The 17,058-nt window shown below is 57.8% G+C and carries 14 protein-coding genes; 10 read left to right on the top strand and 4 right to left on the bottom strand.

The window, feature by feature from the left end; translation table 11 throughout:
* Nucleotides 1–252: 252 nt before the first annotated feature.
* Together rpsG and rpsL are read right to left on the bottom strand one after the other, a co-directional pair.
* Nucleotides 253–729, bottom strand: a complete 477-nt coding sequence (gene rpsG / locus Enr13x_RS23210; RefSeq protein ID WP_145389235.1) for a 30S ribosomal protein S7 — start codon at nt 727–729, stop codon at nt 253–255.
* A 70-nt stretch (nt 730–799) separates the two neighbouring features.
* Entirely contained in the window at nt 800–1,165 is a 366-nt protein-coding gene (gene rpsL / locus Enr13x_RS23205) for a 30S ribosomal protein S12 (RefSeq protein WP_095742113.1), read from the bottom strand.
* Between the two features lie 106 nt (nt 1,166–1,271).
* Between rpsL and tsaD the strand changes: the two genes are divergently transcribed.
* Complete coding sequence (gene tsaD / locus Enr13x_RS23200; protein WP_145389234.1) at nt 1,272–2,294, top strand: tRNA (adenosine(37)-N6)-threonylcarbamoyltransferase complex transferase subunit TsaD; 1,023 nt, start codon at nt 1,272–1,274, stop codon at nt 2,292–2,294.
* A 79-nt stretch (nt 2,295–2,373) separates the two neighbouring features.
* Here tsaD and Enr13x_RS23195 read toward each other — a convergent pair whose 3' ends face one another.
* Nucleotides 2,374–2,952 carry a class I SAM-dependent methyltransferase gene (locus Enr13x_RS23195; RefSeq protein WP_145389233.1) on the bottom strand — a complete coding sequence of 193 codons (579 nt, stop codon included), beginning with the start codon at nt 2,950–2,952 and terminating at the stop codon, nt 2,374–2,376.
* Between the two features lie 572 nt (nt 2,953–3,524).
* On the opposite strand from Enr13x_RS23195, the gene Enr13x_RS23190 reads away from it, so the two are divergent.
* The 5 genes from Enr13x_RS23190 (at nt 3,525) to Enr13x_RS23170 (ending at nt 12,960) form a co-directional block, all read left to right on the top strand.
* Nucleotides 3,525–4,970, top strand: a complete 1,446-nt coding sequence (locus Enr13x_RS23190; protein ID WP_231743731.1) for an L-serine ammonia-lyase — start codon at nt 3,525–3,527, stop codon at nt 4,968–4,970.
* 626 nt (nt 4,971–5,596) lie between these two features.
* Complete coding sequence (locus tag Enr13x_RS23185) at nt 5,597–8,152, top strand: leucine-rich repeat domain-containing protein (RefSeq protein ID WP_145389232.1); 2,556 nt, start codon at nt 5,597–5,599, stop codon at nt 8,150–8,152.
* Nucleotides 8,103–9,776, top strand: a complete 1,674-nt coding sequence (locus Enr13x_RS23180; RefSeq protein WP_145389231.1) for a hypothetical protein — start codon at nt 8,103–8,105, stop codon at nt 9,774–9,776. The genes Enr13x_RS23185 and Enr13x_RS23180 overlap by 50 nt, the downstream gene beginning before the upstream one ends.
* A 294-nt stretch (nt 9,777–10,070) precedes the next feature.
* Nucleotides 10,071–12,266, top strand: coding sequence for a hypothetical protein (locus Enr13x_RS23175; RefSeq protein ID WP_145389230.1), 2,196 nt, complete (start codon nt 10,071–10,073; stop codon nt 12,264–12,266).
* Between the two features lie 316 nt (nt 12,267–12,582).
* Nucleotides 12,583–12,960, top strand: coding sequence for a hypothetical protein (locus Enr13x_RS23170; RefSeq protein ID WP_145389229.1), 378 nt, complete (start codon nt 12,583–12,585; stop codon nt 12,958–12,960).
* A gap of 110 nt (nt 12,961–13,070) precedes the next feature.
* On the opposite strand, the gene Enr13x_RS23165 is transcribed toward Enr13x_RS23170, so the two are convergent.
* On the bottom strand, nt 13,071–13,460 hold the full coding sequence (locus tag Enr13x_RS23165; RefSeq protein ID WP_145389228.1) for a group II truncated hemoglobin: 390 nt from the start codon (nt 13,458–13,460) through the stop codon (nt 13,071–13,073).
* 40 nt (nt 13,461–13,500) lie between these two features.
* Here Enr13x_RS23165 and Enr13x_RS23160 point away from each other — a divergent pair, with 40 nt between their 5' ends.
* The 4 genes from Enr13x_RS23160 to Enr13x_RS39055 all read left to right on the top strand — a co-directional run bounded on the left by Enr13x_RS23160 (nt 13,501) and on the right by Enr13x_RS39055 (nt 16,765).
* Nucleotides 13,501–13,905, top strand: coding sequence for a M48 family metalloprotease (locus Enr13x_RS23160; RefSeq protein WP_145389227.1), 405 nt, complete (start codon nt 13,501–13,503; stop codon nt 13,903–13,905).
* A 143-nt stretch (nt 13,906–14,048) separates the two neighbouring features.
* Nucleotides 14,049–14,276, top strand: a complete 228-nt coding sequence (locus tag Enr13x_RS23155; RefSeq protein ID WP_145389226.1) for a hypothetical protein — start codon at nt 14,049–14,051, stop codon at nt 14,274–14,276.
* 706 nt (nt 14,277–14,982) lie between these two features.
* Nucleotides 14,983–15,834, top strand: a complete 852-nt coding sequence (locus Enr13x_RS23150; RefSeq protein WP_145389225.1) for a hypothetical protein — start codon at nt 14,983–14,985, stop codon at nt 15,832–15,834.
* Nucleotides 15,791–16,765, top strand: a complete 975-nt coding sequence (locus Enr13x_RS39055) for a DUF421 domain-containing protein (RefSeq protein ID WP_231743730.1) — start codon at nt 15,791–15,793, stop codon at nt 16,763–16,765. Before Enr13x_RS23150 ends, Enr13x_RS39055 begins: the two co-directional genes overlap by 44 nt.
* Nucleotides 16,766–17,058 lie beyond the last annotated feature (293 nt).

Below are 17,058 nucleotides of genomic sequence, written 5' to 3'. Positions count from 1 at the left end.
AGGGGAAGTGGTAGCGGACGTCCGCCAAGGGCAACGTCGATGCGAAGGATTTTCTAACGTCTTAACGATTTCCGCTAGACCGCACCGGGTCGGATCCGGAGCAGATGGCCGGATCGGAGGGCGCCGGGCTCGATCCGAGACGCTGGGCTGGATCCGTGGGGAACAAAAAACCGCGATCACGGCATGGTGGCCGTGTCGCGGTTTGAAAAATTTGATTGCGTTGTCGGTTTTGGGAAGTGATCGGAAAACCGATCACCACGCAAAGTGTGCGAACGCTTTGTTGGCGTCGGCCATGCGGTGCGTGTTTTCGCGTTTGGTGTACGCGACGCCTTCCTTTTTGTATCCGGCCATGATTTCGTCGGCCAGCTTCAGGTGCATCGGACGCCCCTTCTTGCTGCGGACCGCTTCAAGCAACCAGCGAATCGCCAAGCTTTGTTGACGGGCACGATTGACTTGCATCGGGACCTGGTAGCTGGCACCACCGACTCGCTTGCTGCGAACTTCGATGTACGGCTTGATGTTTTCCAGAGCGGCTTCGAAGACTTCGATCGGCTCTTCGCCTTCGGTCTCGCCACGTCGAGCGATTTCCGCCAACGCATCGTAGAAGACTTTCTGGGCGACGGTCTTCTTTCCGTCCAGCATCAAGCAATTGATGAACTTGCCAGCCAGCATCGAATTGTGGCGTGGGTCGCCCTTGAGCTGTTTCTTACTTGCGGTGATCCGTCCCATTTCAAACTTTCAAATGTCGAGTGATGTTCGTTCTGAATAATGCGTGTTACAAGCGGCCGAGCGGCCGATGCTATTTCTTGGCACCGTAACGGCTGCGAGATCGCTTACGGCCTTCGACGCCCAACGCGTCACGGCTGCCGCGAACGACCTGGTAGCGAACACCGGGCAAGTCACGGATCCGGCCACCGCGAACGAGCACGATCGAGTGCTCCTGCAGGTTGTGACCTTCGCCGGGAATGTAAACGGTGACTTCTTTGCCGTTGCTCAACTTGACCCGCGAAATCTTTCGAAGTGCCGAGTTCGGCTTCTTGGGGGTCATTGTACGAACCTGCAGACAAACGCCCTGCTTCTGCGGGCATTTCTCCAGGACGGGAGACTTACTTTGGCGTTTTTTCAGTTTGCGTCGCTTGCGGACGAGTTGATTGATGGTGGGCATAGAGTCGTCGTTCTGGCGTTTATCCGTTGTTTGCCGTATTTGGAAGCGTGCAAGTATCGTGCCCTACCGGTTGGTGTCAAGGGCTGATCAGCAGTAAGATTTGGCGATGCCCATTTTGACCATCGAATCGACCTGTGACGAGACCGCTGCGGCGGTGATTTCCGACGACGGCAACGTGCTCGGCGATTGCGTCGCCACCCAGGAAACCCTGCACGAACGGTTCGGCGGCGTGGTCCCCGAAGTCGCCGCCCGGGCCCACGTCGAGCGAATTTTGCCCGTGATCGACACCGCGCTGCAAAAAGCGGGGGTCCGAGGGGCCGATTTGGACGCGATCGCCGTCGCCGACCGACCCGGGTTGGCCGGATCGCTGCTGGTCGGGGTCGTCGCCGCGAAAACTCTGGCCGTGGCCTGGAAAAAGCCGTTGGTGGCGATCAATCACCTGCACGCCCACTTGTACGCCTGTCAAATGGCGTCCGATGTGTCCGTCTATCCCTGTATCGGGCTGGTCGTCAGTGGCGGACACACCAGCCTGTATCACTGCACCAGCCCGCTGGACCTGGAATACCTGGGCGGAACGATCGACGATGCGGCCGGGGAGGCGTTCGACAAAGTCGGCGCGATGCTCAATCTCGGCTTTCCCGGCGGCCCGGCGGTCTCGCGCCTGGCCGCCCAGGGGGATCCGAAGGCACACGCCTACCCGCGATCGATGCTCAAAGAACCCGGGTACCGCTTCAGTTTTAGCGGGCTAAAAACCGCGGTCCGCTACAGCATCGCCCCGCCCGGCGTGAAGGATTTTTCAAATATCCAGCTCAGCGATCAAGCCAAAGCCGATATCTGTGCCTCGTTTCAGGCCGCCGTCGTGGACGTGTTGGTCGCCAAATCCGTCCGCGCGGTCAAAGCGTACGACGCCGGGCACCTGATCGTCGGCGGCGGAGTCGCGGCGAATCCGGTCCTCCGCACGGGCCTGCAAACGGCCGCGGAAAAAAACGGATTCGATCTGGTGATCGCCCCGATGAACCTGTGCACCGACAACGCCGTGATGGGAGCGATCGCGCTGGAAAAAATCCGTCGCGGCCAGTTCGCCCCCCTCGACCTCGACATCACCGCCGGCCTCCAACGCGGCTTCTAGTGGGGTAAGCTTCCAGCTTGCCATCCGGTAAAAGCTTCAGCTTGCCGACGTGGGATAAGCTTCCAGCTTGCCACCCACCCTATTTCACACAGCGATAAACGAACGCCGGAGGCAGATTCCGCCAGACGGTGTGGCTCCGCCCGACTTCCGCAAAGCTGGCCTTCAACCGCCCAGAAAAACGCCGGCCGGCGGGCAGCACGACGCCCTGCCAGTACGCAAACGTCGCGAATCGGCCGCCCTGGCGCATCCGATCGATCATCGCCTCCATGATTTCCGCTTGCAGCGATTCGGGGAACGACGCCCACGGCAATCCACAGATCACCGCGTCGATTTGGCCCATTCCCTCGGCGTCACAGATCGCTCCCAAGTTGGTCGCACTGTCTTCGATCACCTTCGCCGCCGGGCATCGCGCCCGTGTCATCGCAGCCAATTCATCGCTGCGTTCGATCGCAAAAAACTTGGCGTCCGGATGCAATCGCTCAACAATCGCTTCGGTAAACACCCCCGTGCCGGGGCCGAATTCGACGACGTTGCGGATCGAATTCCAGTCAAACCAATCCACCATCGCCGAAACCAAGCCCGGACTGCTCGGGGCAATTGCGCCGACCTTAGTGGGATGCTTGGCGAATTCCTTCAAGAACGTGATTGATTCTCGCAAGCGTGCGTTTCTCTGTTGGGAGGTCGTGCAGTTTTCAAAGCAACCCTCCTGGCAGGAGGGTCGAGCGAAGCGAGGGGAGGTCGAACGGTGAATCGCGAGTTTTTCTTCACCTGCCAGGGTCGCGTCCCAAGCAGCAAAGAGAACCCTCGCCTCGCGACGCCCCCAGAGGGAGAGTGACGAAAACTCTTTGAAATCAACCGCTTCAAAACGGCACGACCTCTTGGTTGGGGGGAACTGGATCGAATCATCCCCGATCACCCAACGAGCGTAAACCCGTCACCCCAAACACCACCCTCCTGCCCCCATCGTCCTGCCACCCATCATTCTGCCACCCACTCCGGTCTCGGGTTTTAGCTTCCGGTACTGTCCTGCATCGCAGGTAAGAAAATGAGGGGGAGGAAAAAGGAGGCGGGCTTCAATCGACAGCCCGCTTACGGGGATGACGCGATCCTTGCGACCAAAGATGGGTCCCCTGGCACCAGCTCCCCTCCATCGGTACATCCGAGATCATGGCCTGATTCGAGATTGACGGTATGATTTCGGGCGAGCATGCACTCAAGGGTTGAGGCGGGATGGAACTGGGCCACGACGGTACCGAGATGATGAATCAGGAATCGCTGAGCGTTTTCGACATGTTCAAGATCGGGGTGGGGCCGTCGAGTTCGCACACGATGGGGCCGTGGCGTGCGGCTCGTCAGTTCGTCGATGAACTGGGCTCGAAAACGGGCTCTGTCAAACGGATCGCCGTCGACCTTTACGGCTCGTTGGCCAAGACCGGTAAAGGGCATGGAACCGATGTCGCGGTGCAATTGGGCTTGTCTGGCCATGACCCAACGACCATCGACGTGGATTTGATCACCCCGTCTATCCGAGAGATCGCATCCCGCCAGACGATCCGCCTGGGCGTTGACGACGTTGCGTTTGATCCCGCAACCGACATTCGATTTCACTCTGCCGAACAGCTTCCCGAACACCCCAACGGGATGCGTTTCACGGCGGTGCTGGCTGATGGCGAACGCCAGCAGGCTGTTTTCTATTCGATCGGTGGTGGATTCATCGTCAAGGCGGACGACGAAGCGTCGACGAATCGCTCGGTGAGCCTACCGTTTCCCATCGGCTCGGCATGTGACCTGATTGGACACTGTGATCGTCAATCGCTTCGCATCAGCGAGGTCGTGATGCAGAACGAGCGGGCATGGCGAGATGACACTTCGATTCAAGACGGCCTGGTCGCGATTCGAAACACGATGCTGGACTGCATCCATCGCGGATGTTTGACCGGTGGCATCCTTCCCGGCGGCATCCGTGTTCACCGACGCGCCGCAGCGACGGTCCGCCGTCTACTCGGTCGCGAGTGCCCACCAGATCGAAACGAGTTTCTCGCCGCTGTTCACCAACAGCCGCGAGACTTCCAGCGCGTCATGGCCTGGGTCAGTTGTTTCGCCTTGGCGGTGAACGAAGAGAACGCGGCCTTCGGGCGAGTCGTCACGGCGCCGACCAATGGTGCCGCGGGCGTCATCCCTGCCGTGTTGCTGTATTTCGAATGTTTCTGTGACACGCCATCCGACGCCTTCGTCGACTTTCTGCTGACGGCGGCGGAAATCGGTTGCATCTTCAAAAAGGGGGCAACGATCTCGGCAGCCATGGGGGGTTGCCAAGCCGAAATCGGAGTCTCCTCGGCAATGGCCGCCGCCGCGCTCACCGAAGGACTCGGCGGATCACCGCGTCAAGCAACGATGGCTGCCGAAATTGCCATGGAACACCACCTCGGCATGACCTGTGATCCGATCGGCGGGCTGGTTCAAATCCCCTGCATTGAACGGAACGCCTTCGGCGCGATCAAAGCCATCACCGCGTCGCAAATCGCACTGGATCGCAACCCCGATGATGCCCGCGTCTCACTCGACGACGTGGTCCACACGATGTGGGAGACCGCCCAGGACATGAATTCCAAGTACAAGGAAACATCCGAAGGCGGCTTGGCCAGTCAGATTCCCGTCAACCTAAGCGAGTGCTGATTAGGTCGCACCGTGAGACCGGACACAGAGAAAAAGGGGAAGGGGGGCAAAAACATGGGGTGGTCAAAAAATGCAGCCACCACGCAGCAACGACTCTTCCGTCGTCAACATTTTTCGACCACCCGATCTTTTGACCATTCTCGGAACCCAAAACGGACTCGAGGCCGAAAGACGGGAGAAGGCTAGGCGACCGCGGTTGGAAGAGAGAAGGCAGAATGATACGGGGCAGAACAATCGGGTACCGGCCGATCGCTGGCGTGCGTGTTACCCCAGACTTGTACCCCGTTCCGTTCCTTTCGCGCTGGACATGATGCTGCCACCCATCATTCTGCCGACACCGCCGGACTAGCCTTAGGATCGAACCGAAAATAAGTGTCGGATCCTGTGAGTGGGATAGGCTTCCAGCCTGTCATTCCAGCATCGACAGGCTGGAAGCCTCTCCCACTTATTTCGCGTGCGTTGCGAAGTCGGCAGGCCGACGGGGCGGGCAACAATTCGCGTCGGATACGTGCAGTCCCCTCGCTGGCAAGCGTGTTCGGTACACTAGGGCTTGTTGTCCGTTCCGCACCACGGTTCCCAGCGATCCTTCTGCCCGCGTGCCAATTGCGAAACCAAGAGAGTGTCGTATGCGTTTTCGATCCTTCCTCCTGGGGCTGTTGTTTTTGATCGGGTGCCAGCCATCATCCTGGACGGCGGAACCCGATGTCGGTTCATTGCCCTGGCCGCCTCGTGATCAGCGGACCGTCTCCATCGACAATCCTGCCGCTGCGGTGCTGTTGTCCAGCAACAGAGAGGCGTCAGATTCTGGGTGGATCTCGCGTTCGGTACGCGTTCCCGCGGGGCAGCCATTGCCGATCAAGGCATCTTGGACTGACGACGGCAGATTGCTCGCCGAACTCGGGGATCGAACCCAGGTGATCGCAGTCCGGGTCAACTGGACCGGCAGCGGTGACCAAGCCAAACTTCAGAATCCCCTTTCGTCGATGTCAGCGCAGGAGATCGCAGGGTTGTGGGGTGTCCTGCTGGACGCCTGGTCCGAGGAGATTGAACAACAACTGACGGCAATCGACTGTGAAAAAGCGTTGCTCACCGTCGCCCAGGATTGGCGCCGAGGAACAACAAATCCGCTACCACCGCTTCCCCGGCATCTCCGCTATTTACGTGTCCTCTTCAATTCTTCGGAAGGTCAGATCACCGAGATGGGGCGATTGAAGTCACTCACGGACCTACGCTATTTCGAACTCAACGGCTATCCGAAGCTGACCTTCGATTTCAACTTGGTCTCCAATTGCCAGAAACTGGAATCCCTGACCGTCCGCGGCCACCAGCTTGCGAACACAGGATCGCTGTCCTCCCTCAGTGCGTTGCGGCACCTGGATCTTTCCGACCAGCGCGAACACCTTCGTGACGTGGGGTTCGTCGCAAACTTAGACCGCCTGGAGACGCTCGATGTTTCAATGAGTGCCGTTGCGAATTTGGATTCGCTTGCCGGTTTGGAACACCTGAAATGGGTCAATGCCGATGCGACGTGGGTCGAACGACTGCCGGAGAAACTTGCACTGCGAGTGCTTCGCGTTCAGTCGACCCGACTTTCAGATCAACAGGTTTCCGAATTCGCCAAGGCAAACCCGCAGTGCTTGATCATGCATCGTTGGGGTGATTCTCTGCGCAACATGGTCGGGGACGCGACGCGGCTGGTCATCCGCACCCATCACTTTGCGGCTGACAGCAACACGAGTTCTCCAAAAATTCTGTTCGAATCCCACGATCCCGCTGAGATTCGAGAGTTGGTCGAAGGGATCAGGATCGACGAATCGCAGAGCGGATTCCATTGCATGTGCGGGGGAGATCCCTTTCTGGACTTCTCTTTAAATGACGAAAAGTTGACGACGGTGGGTTTTCACCATGGCCGAAGCCTGCGTTGGCGTCAGGGATGGTGGGGCGACGGCATGCTGACCGATCGCAGTGGGCAATTCTTGGTGGAATGGTTGGACGACCACGGCGTCAGCGGGCCGGCAGATGAGATCCGGCAAGCACAGCAACAGCAACGGGCGGCGAACCGCAAGATCGAACGTGCGGTGTCGGGTTTGCCAGAGGACTTGGCCCAGGCATTTGCAGAGCGGAGTGAAAACTTCGGGGAACGGTTGCGAACGAATTTCCCCTCCACCGCGGACCAGATCAACGCCTTGCTGCGGATCTTGGGGACGGACAACAACAGCTGGACTCAGCTGGATTGGATCGAGCAATTCGCGGACGCCGAACTCAATCAGTATGACAAGGACGAGTTGGCCCTGGCGGTCGAGTCGGCTCTGCGGGGAGAGGATCGGCGGGCGAGACGTGGTGCGGCACGCTACTGGCGATCATGGAGATCAGCGTTAGAGACTTGGACCCCCGAAAACGCGAACGATCTGCGTCACGCCGTCGTTGATGTGATGCAGGATTCGCACTACTACCCGCTGCGACAAGACGCACAACGGTACGTTCAATCTTTTCGCAACGATTTCAGTGACGGGGCATGCTTGGAAATCGTCAAACGGGGACTCGTTGATCAACATCCGAGTGTGCGAAGATCGGCAATGTTGACGGCAGGTGCACTGGGGCTGGACAGTGTCGCCGATCACCTCATGCGCGTGCTGCGCGGTGAAGCGACTGCACGAGAGGGCCTGCCCAATGTTCCCGATGACGAAACAGTTGACGTGAATGAAGGCTTTGACAATGTGGCGGGAAAGCGATCGGAGCCGGAGGTTGCCGCGTTGGCGCTGGGTTACCTGCACCACACTCCGGCAGCACGGGTCATTTCGCAGAAGACGGAAACCTCGCCGATGTATGAAGTGGCGCTCGCGATGTTGGGCGACCACCAGAAACTCAAGCCGAGCCATTTCCGCCTCAAGGAAACCAACGTGGCCCTTCAGTTGGCCGCCGTTCGCGTGGTCATGGATACGCGTGGGGCACACGGTTTGAAGTGGGCGACGGAGTATCAGCAGAGCGAATACTGGTGGGAAGAGGAAACGGTCGCTGCGTGGCTCTCACAAATGCTGGTCGCCGAGCAGGCACCGGGAGCCGACATGCTGATCAATTGCAGCGATTTGGAAACGGTGGCCCAGTGGTATCAGCAACACGGCACCGACTTCCTTGACCAATTTTCCTTGTCGCATGGTGGAGCGAACGGTGGACCAGAGTGACGAACCGGTGACGATCATCGTCATCGACGCATCCAGCTGCCTGATGGCATTGGACATCGATGTTGACACGGCAACGACGTTGATCGCGTTGGCATCCGAAGATCCGTCCAATTGGGACGAAGCAATGACTGCCTGGCCGCGCTATCGCACGCCAGCTGTTTGCGAATTCGTCAGTAGTCTACCGCTCGAAGAAACCGGGAGAGGCGACGCGATGAACGCCCTCTCGTCGTCGGACGCATGGGTGGCGATTGACTTTCGTGACAAACGCATTTTCACAGGCGGTCAGTTTGATCCGGTTGGCCGCAATGCCGCCTTCGCGATGGTGGTCGACGAATCGGGCAACCAGCATTGCCCGCTCAGCGTCCACTTGCCGCCATGGTGGGAGCTACACGAAGGTGTCGCAGCCCGCGAGGTCAGCGGGCGTCGTCTGTCACCCATCGACAAACCTCACGTGGATCGAGAGGTGCTTTACGGCGATGCATTCCTGACGGACATCGCAACGCGGGCTTTGACGGCGGTCGCCAGCGGTGCCTGGCAGGAAAGCGACGCGGCCGACGACCAGACGGCTCGCGATCCGCTGACGATTGCGGTCCATCGCGATTGGTTGATGACGCCGCGAGACGACTTGAACGGTCGCATGCCGCGGCAGTTGTTGCACGGCGCCATCGGGTGGAGTGACCATGTCACGTGGGGACAACGGCTCCGTTTTGAGGACGGCGGCCCCATGGTTGCAGCTCCCTGCGACTGGGCCGGATTTGAGACGGCCCCGATGGGCAGCCAAGAGATGTGTCTGTATTTCGATTTGTGCCGAGAAGTGATTGGTGCAACCTGGCATTTCTTAGCGGAGCAACGCGAGACGTCGTGTGAGATTGAAGAACTGATTGAGTTTTTGCGCGACGTCAAAGACGATTGGCTTCATCGACCCTTCGAAGGCGGCTCGCCACCGAGTTTCATCCTCGAGTGTGATCGCCGGCGCGTCCCTCGGGGAGCGGGGGTTGCGATCGAAGGAATCGACGCAGTGCAATCCGAACAACATCTCGCTGATTGCGACTGTCCGATTTGCGAGATGATGGCCGAGGGAATGTTCGGCGTCAGTTTCACCAGTATTGACGGCCATCACTTGGAACTCGACGACGAGTTTGCTTTTTCCATGATCGAAAGCCGTCAAGCCTGGGAAACGCAACAGCGAGAAAACGCCGAGTTCCATGCGGAGATGGATCGTCAATGGGCGGAACGGAAATCCAGTGGCGAAACGGACGATCCCTTCGCCTCCGTCTGGTCGGGTATCAACGAAGACAATCTCAATCCCGAAAACTCGCCGTTCTCGGGAAAGCTGGGCGGCCAACTGAAGATGGCGTTCATGGTGGGTGAAATCGTCTCGGACCTTGAAACCGATCAAACGACTCGCGATGAAATTCGAAACCTGAACCAGGCCTTTGCCGATTACCGCAACAGCAAAGACGAACAATTGGCGCTGCGGGCAAGCGAACTGAAGGCGGTTCTGGAGTCACTCGCCGATCGTTATCCGATACTTGTTTCAAAATCTGCCGACCTTCAAAGCCGGATTGACGAAGCGATGCGTGGCGAACAAACGAACAAAGGCGATCGCGATCTTCCGTTTTGAAGCACAGCCAAATTGGGTCCACCTCGCAGCGACGACTCATCCGTCACCAACATTTTTTGACCAACCAATCTTTTGACCATTCCTCGAAGCAAGAACGGACTGCCCACGAATCCGGTCGCTGGCTTCCGGCACCATCCGTTGTAAACGCTAGCAAACAGCGTGGCGTTGGCGATGATCGTCCATGCATCCCAATGATGCGAAGCGGAATTCAAATGATTGAAGTTCCTCTCCCGTGCTGACCGATACCCCTCACTGACGTGGTGGTGCCAATCTAGTTCGCAAGGAGGGAGTCGAATGAAGACCAGAGCCCGTGTGTTGTCTCTCGTACTGGGGTGTTGCGCTTCGCTAGGCCTGGTGTCCGTTGCCCCAGGCCAGGAAACCTTGTTCTCATTGCCTTCGCCGGAGGCGTCGCTGCAGCCGCTGACGGACCCTTTCATGATCGATGCCGCCATTGCGAATGCGGCTGTTGTCGCCGACGGCACTCCCTCGCTTCTAACGCTGCCCACTGCGCCGGTGATTCCCAATGCGGTGAGTCGTTTTTCGCCTCAACGACGAGTCGCTCAACTGCGACGGGGCGACACCACGATCGAGATCTCCAATGAAGCCTTTCGCGCATCCGGAGTGTTGGATCACGCGGTCCGGAAAACGCCGGAGTTGGCGCGGTCCTATCAGATCTTCGAAGCCCGCACGCTGCAACGCCAACAAGTGGAATTCCAACAGCAGACCGCTCCATCACCACAAAAAGCCGATGCGATGGGCCTAGCCGTCAGCGAAGCGCAAGTGGCTCAACAGTCGGCCGCACAGGCATTTGAAGACACACTCTGGAATTACGGATTCAATGGGGCGAAGGTGGCGTCGGTCACGTCGACCGGATCGAACCGGCGCCAGTCGACGCACTACGTACTCCTGGACGCGATTGGGACCTCCAACACTGACAATCTCGGTTATGCGATCACCAGCATTTCGCAGACCGGAGGATTTGGATGGACCTATGTCCCGTCGGAGTATCTGCTTCAGCTGCCGGTCGACCCGAACGATGTTTTTTACAGCCCGCTGTTCAGCGCCGGCTCGCAGCGGACACCGGACGGGGTGATGATCATGCTGAGCGACGACAAGGCATCGAACCCGGTCGTCCAGATGCTCGGGGCTCCCCGATTCGGCTACCAATACGACACAGGCATCGTGGCCGATGGAACGACAAGTTTTGCCGAGCGTGTTGATTTGAATAGCCGTCGCGCGCCTGGGGCAGGGCAGACATCGTTTGTTCAAGAAGGCGACTTGACGCTTCCCGTCGACTTGGGGCTGAACGCCCAGATCCTCGATCTAGGCGGTGGCACGACGGGACAGTTCTTTATCACGGCTAACAACGATCGAGATCTAAGCGTCCTGGACGTCGAGACGCTCGGCGTTCGTGCTTACAACCGTCGCCGCGGATCATTTTTCGAGGGGTGGTCACTGGTCGCCGGTGCGAAGCAGACTCTTTTCGGCGCGGTCGAACTAGCTCCTCAGGGTTTGGAAAACAATCGGGTGCTCGCGGGAACCGTGGACGGCCGAAACGGTCAACGTCAGCGTGCACAGGTCGCGATCCACGCGCCCTTGACGAACAACTGGATGTTGAAAATGGCGGTCGAGGATCCCGATCAACAGGACTTGAAATTTGTCAGCGGCCCGACCTTTACCAAGTTGGAGCGTTGGCCAACGCTGGCGTCCAATCTCACTTGGAAAGCCCCTGAAACCGACGACCAGTTCGTTCTTGGCGGCTTGGTGCGCAACCTCGGCTACCAAGTCAATGCGACCGGCCGCGAAGAATTTGAAACCGGATGGGGGCTGTCGGCAATCCTCAAGGTGAATAGCGGAACGGGATCCAATTTCATCGGAGTCGCAGGCGGAAACGGCGTCGGCGACTACATCCGTGGCGTCTCCGCCTCTGCGGTGGGCGATACCAATTCGATTGACGTGCTCAACGGTATCGGTGCCTTCGTCGGTCGGCACCATGTCTTTATGGATCAGTGCAACAACCCCATCTCCGAATTGAATTTCGCTTATGGCTATGGGTACATGGAGACACCCGCAACACTTGCGGCGACCACCGACGGCAAGCTTCACCACTGTTGGGCCAACTACGTTCACTTCCTCGGCGATCGAATCGGAGTGGGTGTGGAGTATCAATATGGATATCGCCAAGTGGCTTCCGGTGACGTCGGCGAAAACCATCGCATGCTGTTCATGCTGGCGATGCGAACCGGAAAGGTACAGAAATCGACCCGCGTCAACGAGATGCTGGTCGGTACGCCGCTGCCACCGGAGTTGCCGCCGGAGCTCCCCGACTCCGACGGGACCGAATCGCAACCGCTTCCGGCGCCGATGTCCAGCGAGCGAGGGACAGTGTATCAAACCTCTCCGATCGGCGCGACACTCGGCGACCAAGGCCTCCAAAGCGTGGTTCGGCAGTCACAGCTGGGTGGACCGGCATTCCGTCAAAGCCTATGAACAAGCATTCGTAATCCGCCTAAAATGGCAACGTGGTGCACCCTCCAAACCAAGAACGGACTCGACGCCTAAAGACGGAAACACACCAGCTGTCCGCGGTTGAAAGACGGGAGGCAGAGAACGACGTGACTCACGTGACTTCAGGTTCAAATTGGTGCCATCCACCAAATGTTCGAAACAGTATTCCGATCGAGTAGATTGGGCGTCAGCACCGCAATGCAGATACTCGTCTACGTGAATCTCGAGAATGCCGTCTCGGGGCAATCCGGCGTATTCAGGGTGAGGATCGAAGTCGTTTGGAGCACGGGCGAAGTCCATGGGAATCACAATTCACTATCGCGGAACCATCGACGATCTCCGACAAGTCGAAACGATGGAAGACCGCATCCTTGACCTGGCCCTTTCGCTTGGCGGACGGGCCGCGATCTGGCGTTCGTTTGCCGATCACGATTGCCAGCGAGTGGTGCGCGGCGTGACGATCGAGATGGGACCAGGCCAAGAGACGTTTACCCATCGTGCCCTCGCGATCACCCAACTCAAACGCGCCCTCACCGGCCATGCCTACGCACGAGGCGCGGTTTTCGGACTGCGGAGCGATGAAACCATTACCGGAGAGCAGTCGAGTCAATTTCACGACCAGCTCGACACTCTTCTGACGACGATCCATCACTTGGCCGAATACGCCTGGATCTGAACTATCCCAAGCTTCCAATTGGAGACGGGGTCCACGGACAAATTGGTGCACTCAGCAAAGATTCCCTGCAATAGCAGGGCGGCATGCCTGCTAGGAATTTGGTAGATGGGTCATCTTTTGGGGCGATTTCGCATATGATCCGCCGTCCGAAAGAAGGTCATCTTGAGTTGCGAAACGAGCAGGGGGTCGCCAACCAGTTCGTCGATCGCTCGATTCATGCACAACAACCACTGGTCTCGTTCGGCTTCACCGATCGGAAACGGCAAGTGCCGCGCCCGCAACCTCGGATGACCATATTCCTCGATATAAAGCGACGGCCCGCCGAAAAACCCCGACAAAAACTTGAACAGTTTGTTTCTCGATTCGGTCAAGTCGTCGCCGTGGAGTGCGCGAATGGTTTTCGTCTCGGGCAATTCCGACATCAGGTCGTAAAACCGATCGACGATGCGGCGCAAACCTTCTTCGCCATCGAGCTGCTCGTAAAATGTAGGGGGATTCATGGCAATAAAAATACTCCAATGCGTTACTACCGGATACCTGATGACTGCTGATGTTTTTTGCGAGTTCCTCGTTCCATTTGAGCGATTGACCGTGCTGCGCGACCGCGTGCGGGCAGTGCTGGAGCGGTTGCCCACGCCTGTTGTGGAGGATTTTTTGCAGGACGAACGCTTTCGCGTCACGCTTGAAAATTTCGTTCCCGGCCAAGGTTGGTCACTGTGGATGGCGATGCCGGGGCCGAATCGAAGCGGCAGTCGCGTCGTCGTGCTTCGCAGACGGCTCAACGACTGTGACGAAGACTTTGCCCACTACGTCATCGCACATGAATTCGCCCACGCCCATCTTCACAACGGCGGTTGGGGGGACCATACCGATCCAGAGCAAGCGGCTGACGCCCTGGCCGATTCCTGGGGATTTCCAAAAGTCACGCGATCCCCGCAAGACTAGCGTCTGCCACCCGTTATTCCCTGTTTCCTGTGCGACCAACGTTTGACATCATTTGTCGGATGTGTCGAACACGTTTTTGATCTGAGCCAATGAAATTCACCACGCACGATCAGGCGAGAGCCGAGACGAAGGAATATTGAACGATGGCAATGGCGTTGACAGAAGATTGGAAAGAGGTCTTAAGATTAATCGGATCCCACAGCGTTGAAGACATGATTGTCGGCGGGATTGCGGTGGCGTTCCATGAGAGGCAAGACACTCGACATTCTCAGTTCGATGTCGATCGCGTCACTTCCGCGCTGAACATCATTCTGCCAGCCATCATTCTGCCAGCCACTCCGGTCGCTGGCTTCCGGCACAATCCGTTGTGAGAGGTAGCAAAATGATGAGTAGGAAAGGGACGGCCGCAGTCACGAGCGTGACTCCGCCATATTGCACAGGGCTTCTTTTCCTACCCACAATTTTCCTACCTCTTCCTTCCCCCTATTCCAAGCGGGCATCGTGGAGAGAGAGGAGGCAGAATGATTCGGGGCAGAATGATTGAGAAGACTTGCTCAAGACCGTCGCCATCGCCACTCCCCAACGAAAAAGGCCTTCTGCTCAATGGGAAAGGCCATTCGGGCTCCCCCACAAAGACCCTCACGATGACTTAGTCATTTCGCACAAGCGGCGAACGCACCTCGATACAGCCATGCGGTGTAGACGATGACGCCTGCGATGGACGTACCAACAATCGCAAACACGCTCCCCTGCAGAAGTGGGAACTCGTAGCCTCCCTCCACCCACTGGAATCGGCTGAGAAGCCAAGCGACCACAAGCGTGAATCCGACGAGTGTCGAATATCTCGTCCACCAAGAAAGGTTCGACAAGCCAGCCCAGACAGCAAGCTCGGCTAGTAGGGCGAGTGCGAGGCCGGAGCCCATCGCCCACGCAAATGAAGATGGCTCCTGATTGAAGGCGTCGAAGTTCGCGAAAACGCAAAGAAGAACAGCAACCGGAAGGATTAGCACCTGTTATGATAGACGCGGCGTCTTGTTTGTGAACAGTGAATGTCCATGACAAATCGTGTGCGACCCAATGAAACGAATCTCCCAATCCATTGCCCTCGCCCATGCGGCATCGATCGCGGTGTTTCTTCTGAGTTTTGGGACCTGTCTTGCGCAAGGGGCCGAACGCGAGAAAACCGATTCGAATTTTGAATACCTGCGACAACTGGCTGACGCCATCAAGATCCGTCCTGCCGGAGGCGCCGCCGACGTCACCGAATTCGCCGAAACGACACCGGTCCTCCGTTTTGGCGACGCGACGCGAGAGACCTCTGACGGCGTGATCTGGAAGATCGGCCGCAACCGACCACTTGCGGTTGTGGCGATGGAAATCGTTCACAAAGCGGATCACAAAGACGTAAACTATGAGTTCCTCTGTCTGACCGAGCAGAAGTTTGAGATGGTTGCCAGACCCGGTTGGAGTTGGAAACCGAGCGCGTCGGCGCTGACGATGAAACCTCTCAATGGCGTGCCGGCGCCCTCCCTTTCGAAACAAACCCGTCTTCGGCAACTGAAACAGCTCGCCAGACGTTTCGAAGCTTCAGAGGTCTATGTTGGACAGAACTATCGATTGCGCCTCATGCCCCAGCCGATTGATCAATACGTGGTTGACGGCCGAGCGGGGTTGGATGGGGCGGTTTTTGCGTTTGCTCACGGAACGAATCCAGAGGTTTTGTTGCTGTTGGAAGCGACGGACAACGGCTGGCAATTCGGATTCGCTCGGCTGTGTGGTGCCGCTCCCCAGGCGACCTTTGACGGCCGAATCGTCTGGACGAAACCGGCGATGGATGAAATCGTGAGCTCATGGACATCGCCGTACATGGGAGATGCCTACACGATTGACGATCAGCGAAGCAATCTGTCGGCGCCGCAAGCGAAATAGCAATCACCATGGTCCAATCCAATCAAAGCCCCAGTGCCCCCCGCCCCGTATCGCGCGGGCCGCAACGCTGCTGTGCAGGCTTTCGGCTCCCTCTGTCGCCGCGAGGGGCGTCGGTTTTGCTTCTGTACTGAACGCCTTCGATCCAGGGGGGCATCGAGCAGCTGCGGATGATTCGGTACGCGCTTTGCTCTTGACCCCATCACCAAAACATTTCCGACCATCGATCCAAGATCGATCTCAAAACCTCGCGTTTTTCGCGCATCGAACGTCTTCTAGCCGACGCTCAACCGGTGTCGAAATCGAGATGTTCTTTGAGCTGGTCGTTGGCTACCGCAAAGCTCATCCTCCCGGCATGATTGCAACTACTTTGATAGACAAATGGATTTTCGTTTCGCTCAGCGAGCTCGCGATGATCCTGATTTCCGCGGTCGTCGTTTACATCGCGATATTGATTTATACGCGCACCGTCGGGCTCCGCAGCTTTTCAAAGATGTCCGCTGCCGACTTCGCAATGACGATCGCGACCGGATCGCTGTTCGGCGCAACCATCTCATCGCCATCACCGTCTCTGTTCATGGGGCTATTCGCAATTTTCTGTGTCTTCGTTGCCCAGTGGGCGGTCGCCAAGCTGCGAGTTCAGTCCAGAACGCTCGCCAATGTGGTCGATAATCAACCACTCTTACTGATGGCCGGCTCTGAGATCTTGCATGAGAATATGCGAATGGCCAACATCACCGAAGAGGATCTGTTCGGGAAATTGCGCGAATCGAACGCCATGAACTTTGACCAGGTCAAAGCCGTTGTGTTCGAGATCACCGGTGACGTCTCGGTGATCCATGCGTCGGATGCTGATGCCCAACTCGATCAGCGGATCTTCCGCGACGTCATCGACCATGAGCGTCTTTTTGATCAGTGCGGCCACGGCGGTTAAAGACAGGAGACAGAATGATTTGGAGAGCCTGCTCAAGACGGCTGCCATTGACGATCGGAGTTCGATGTCGACCTCGGTGCGTCCACGCAGAACATCATTCTGCCAGCCATCATTCTGCCAACCGCTCCGGTCTCGGGTTCTGGCTTCCGGGACGGTCCGTGATGAAAGGTAAGAAAACTTAGGGTAAGAGAAAGCAGCCGTACACACGGCGCGGCTCCGCCATTGAGCACGGGGCTTCTTTTTTCCTGCCCACACTGTCTTACCTCTTCATTCCCCGTTCCAAGCGGGCATCA

Origin of the sequence: Stieleria neptunia, assembly GCF_007754155.1 — a bacterium.
Classification (GTDB): Bacteria; Planctomycetota; Planctomycetia; order Pirellulales; family Pirellulaceae; genus Stieleria; species Stieleria neptunia.
The sequence above is the reverse complement of the archived record's forward strand: the minus strand, read 5'-3'. Positions and strand labels throughout refer to the sequence as shown.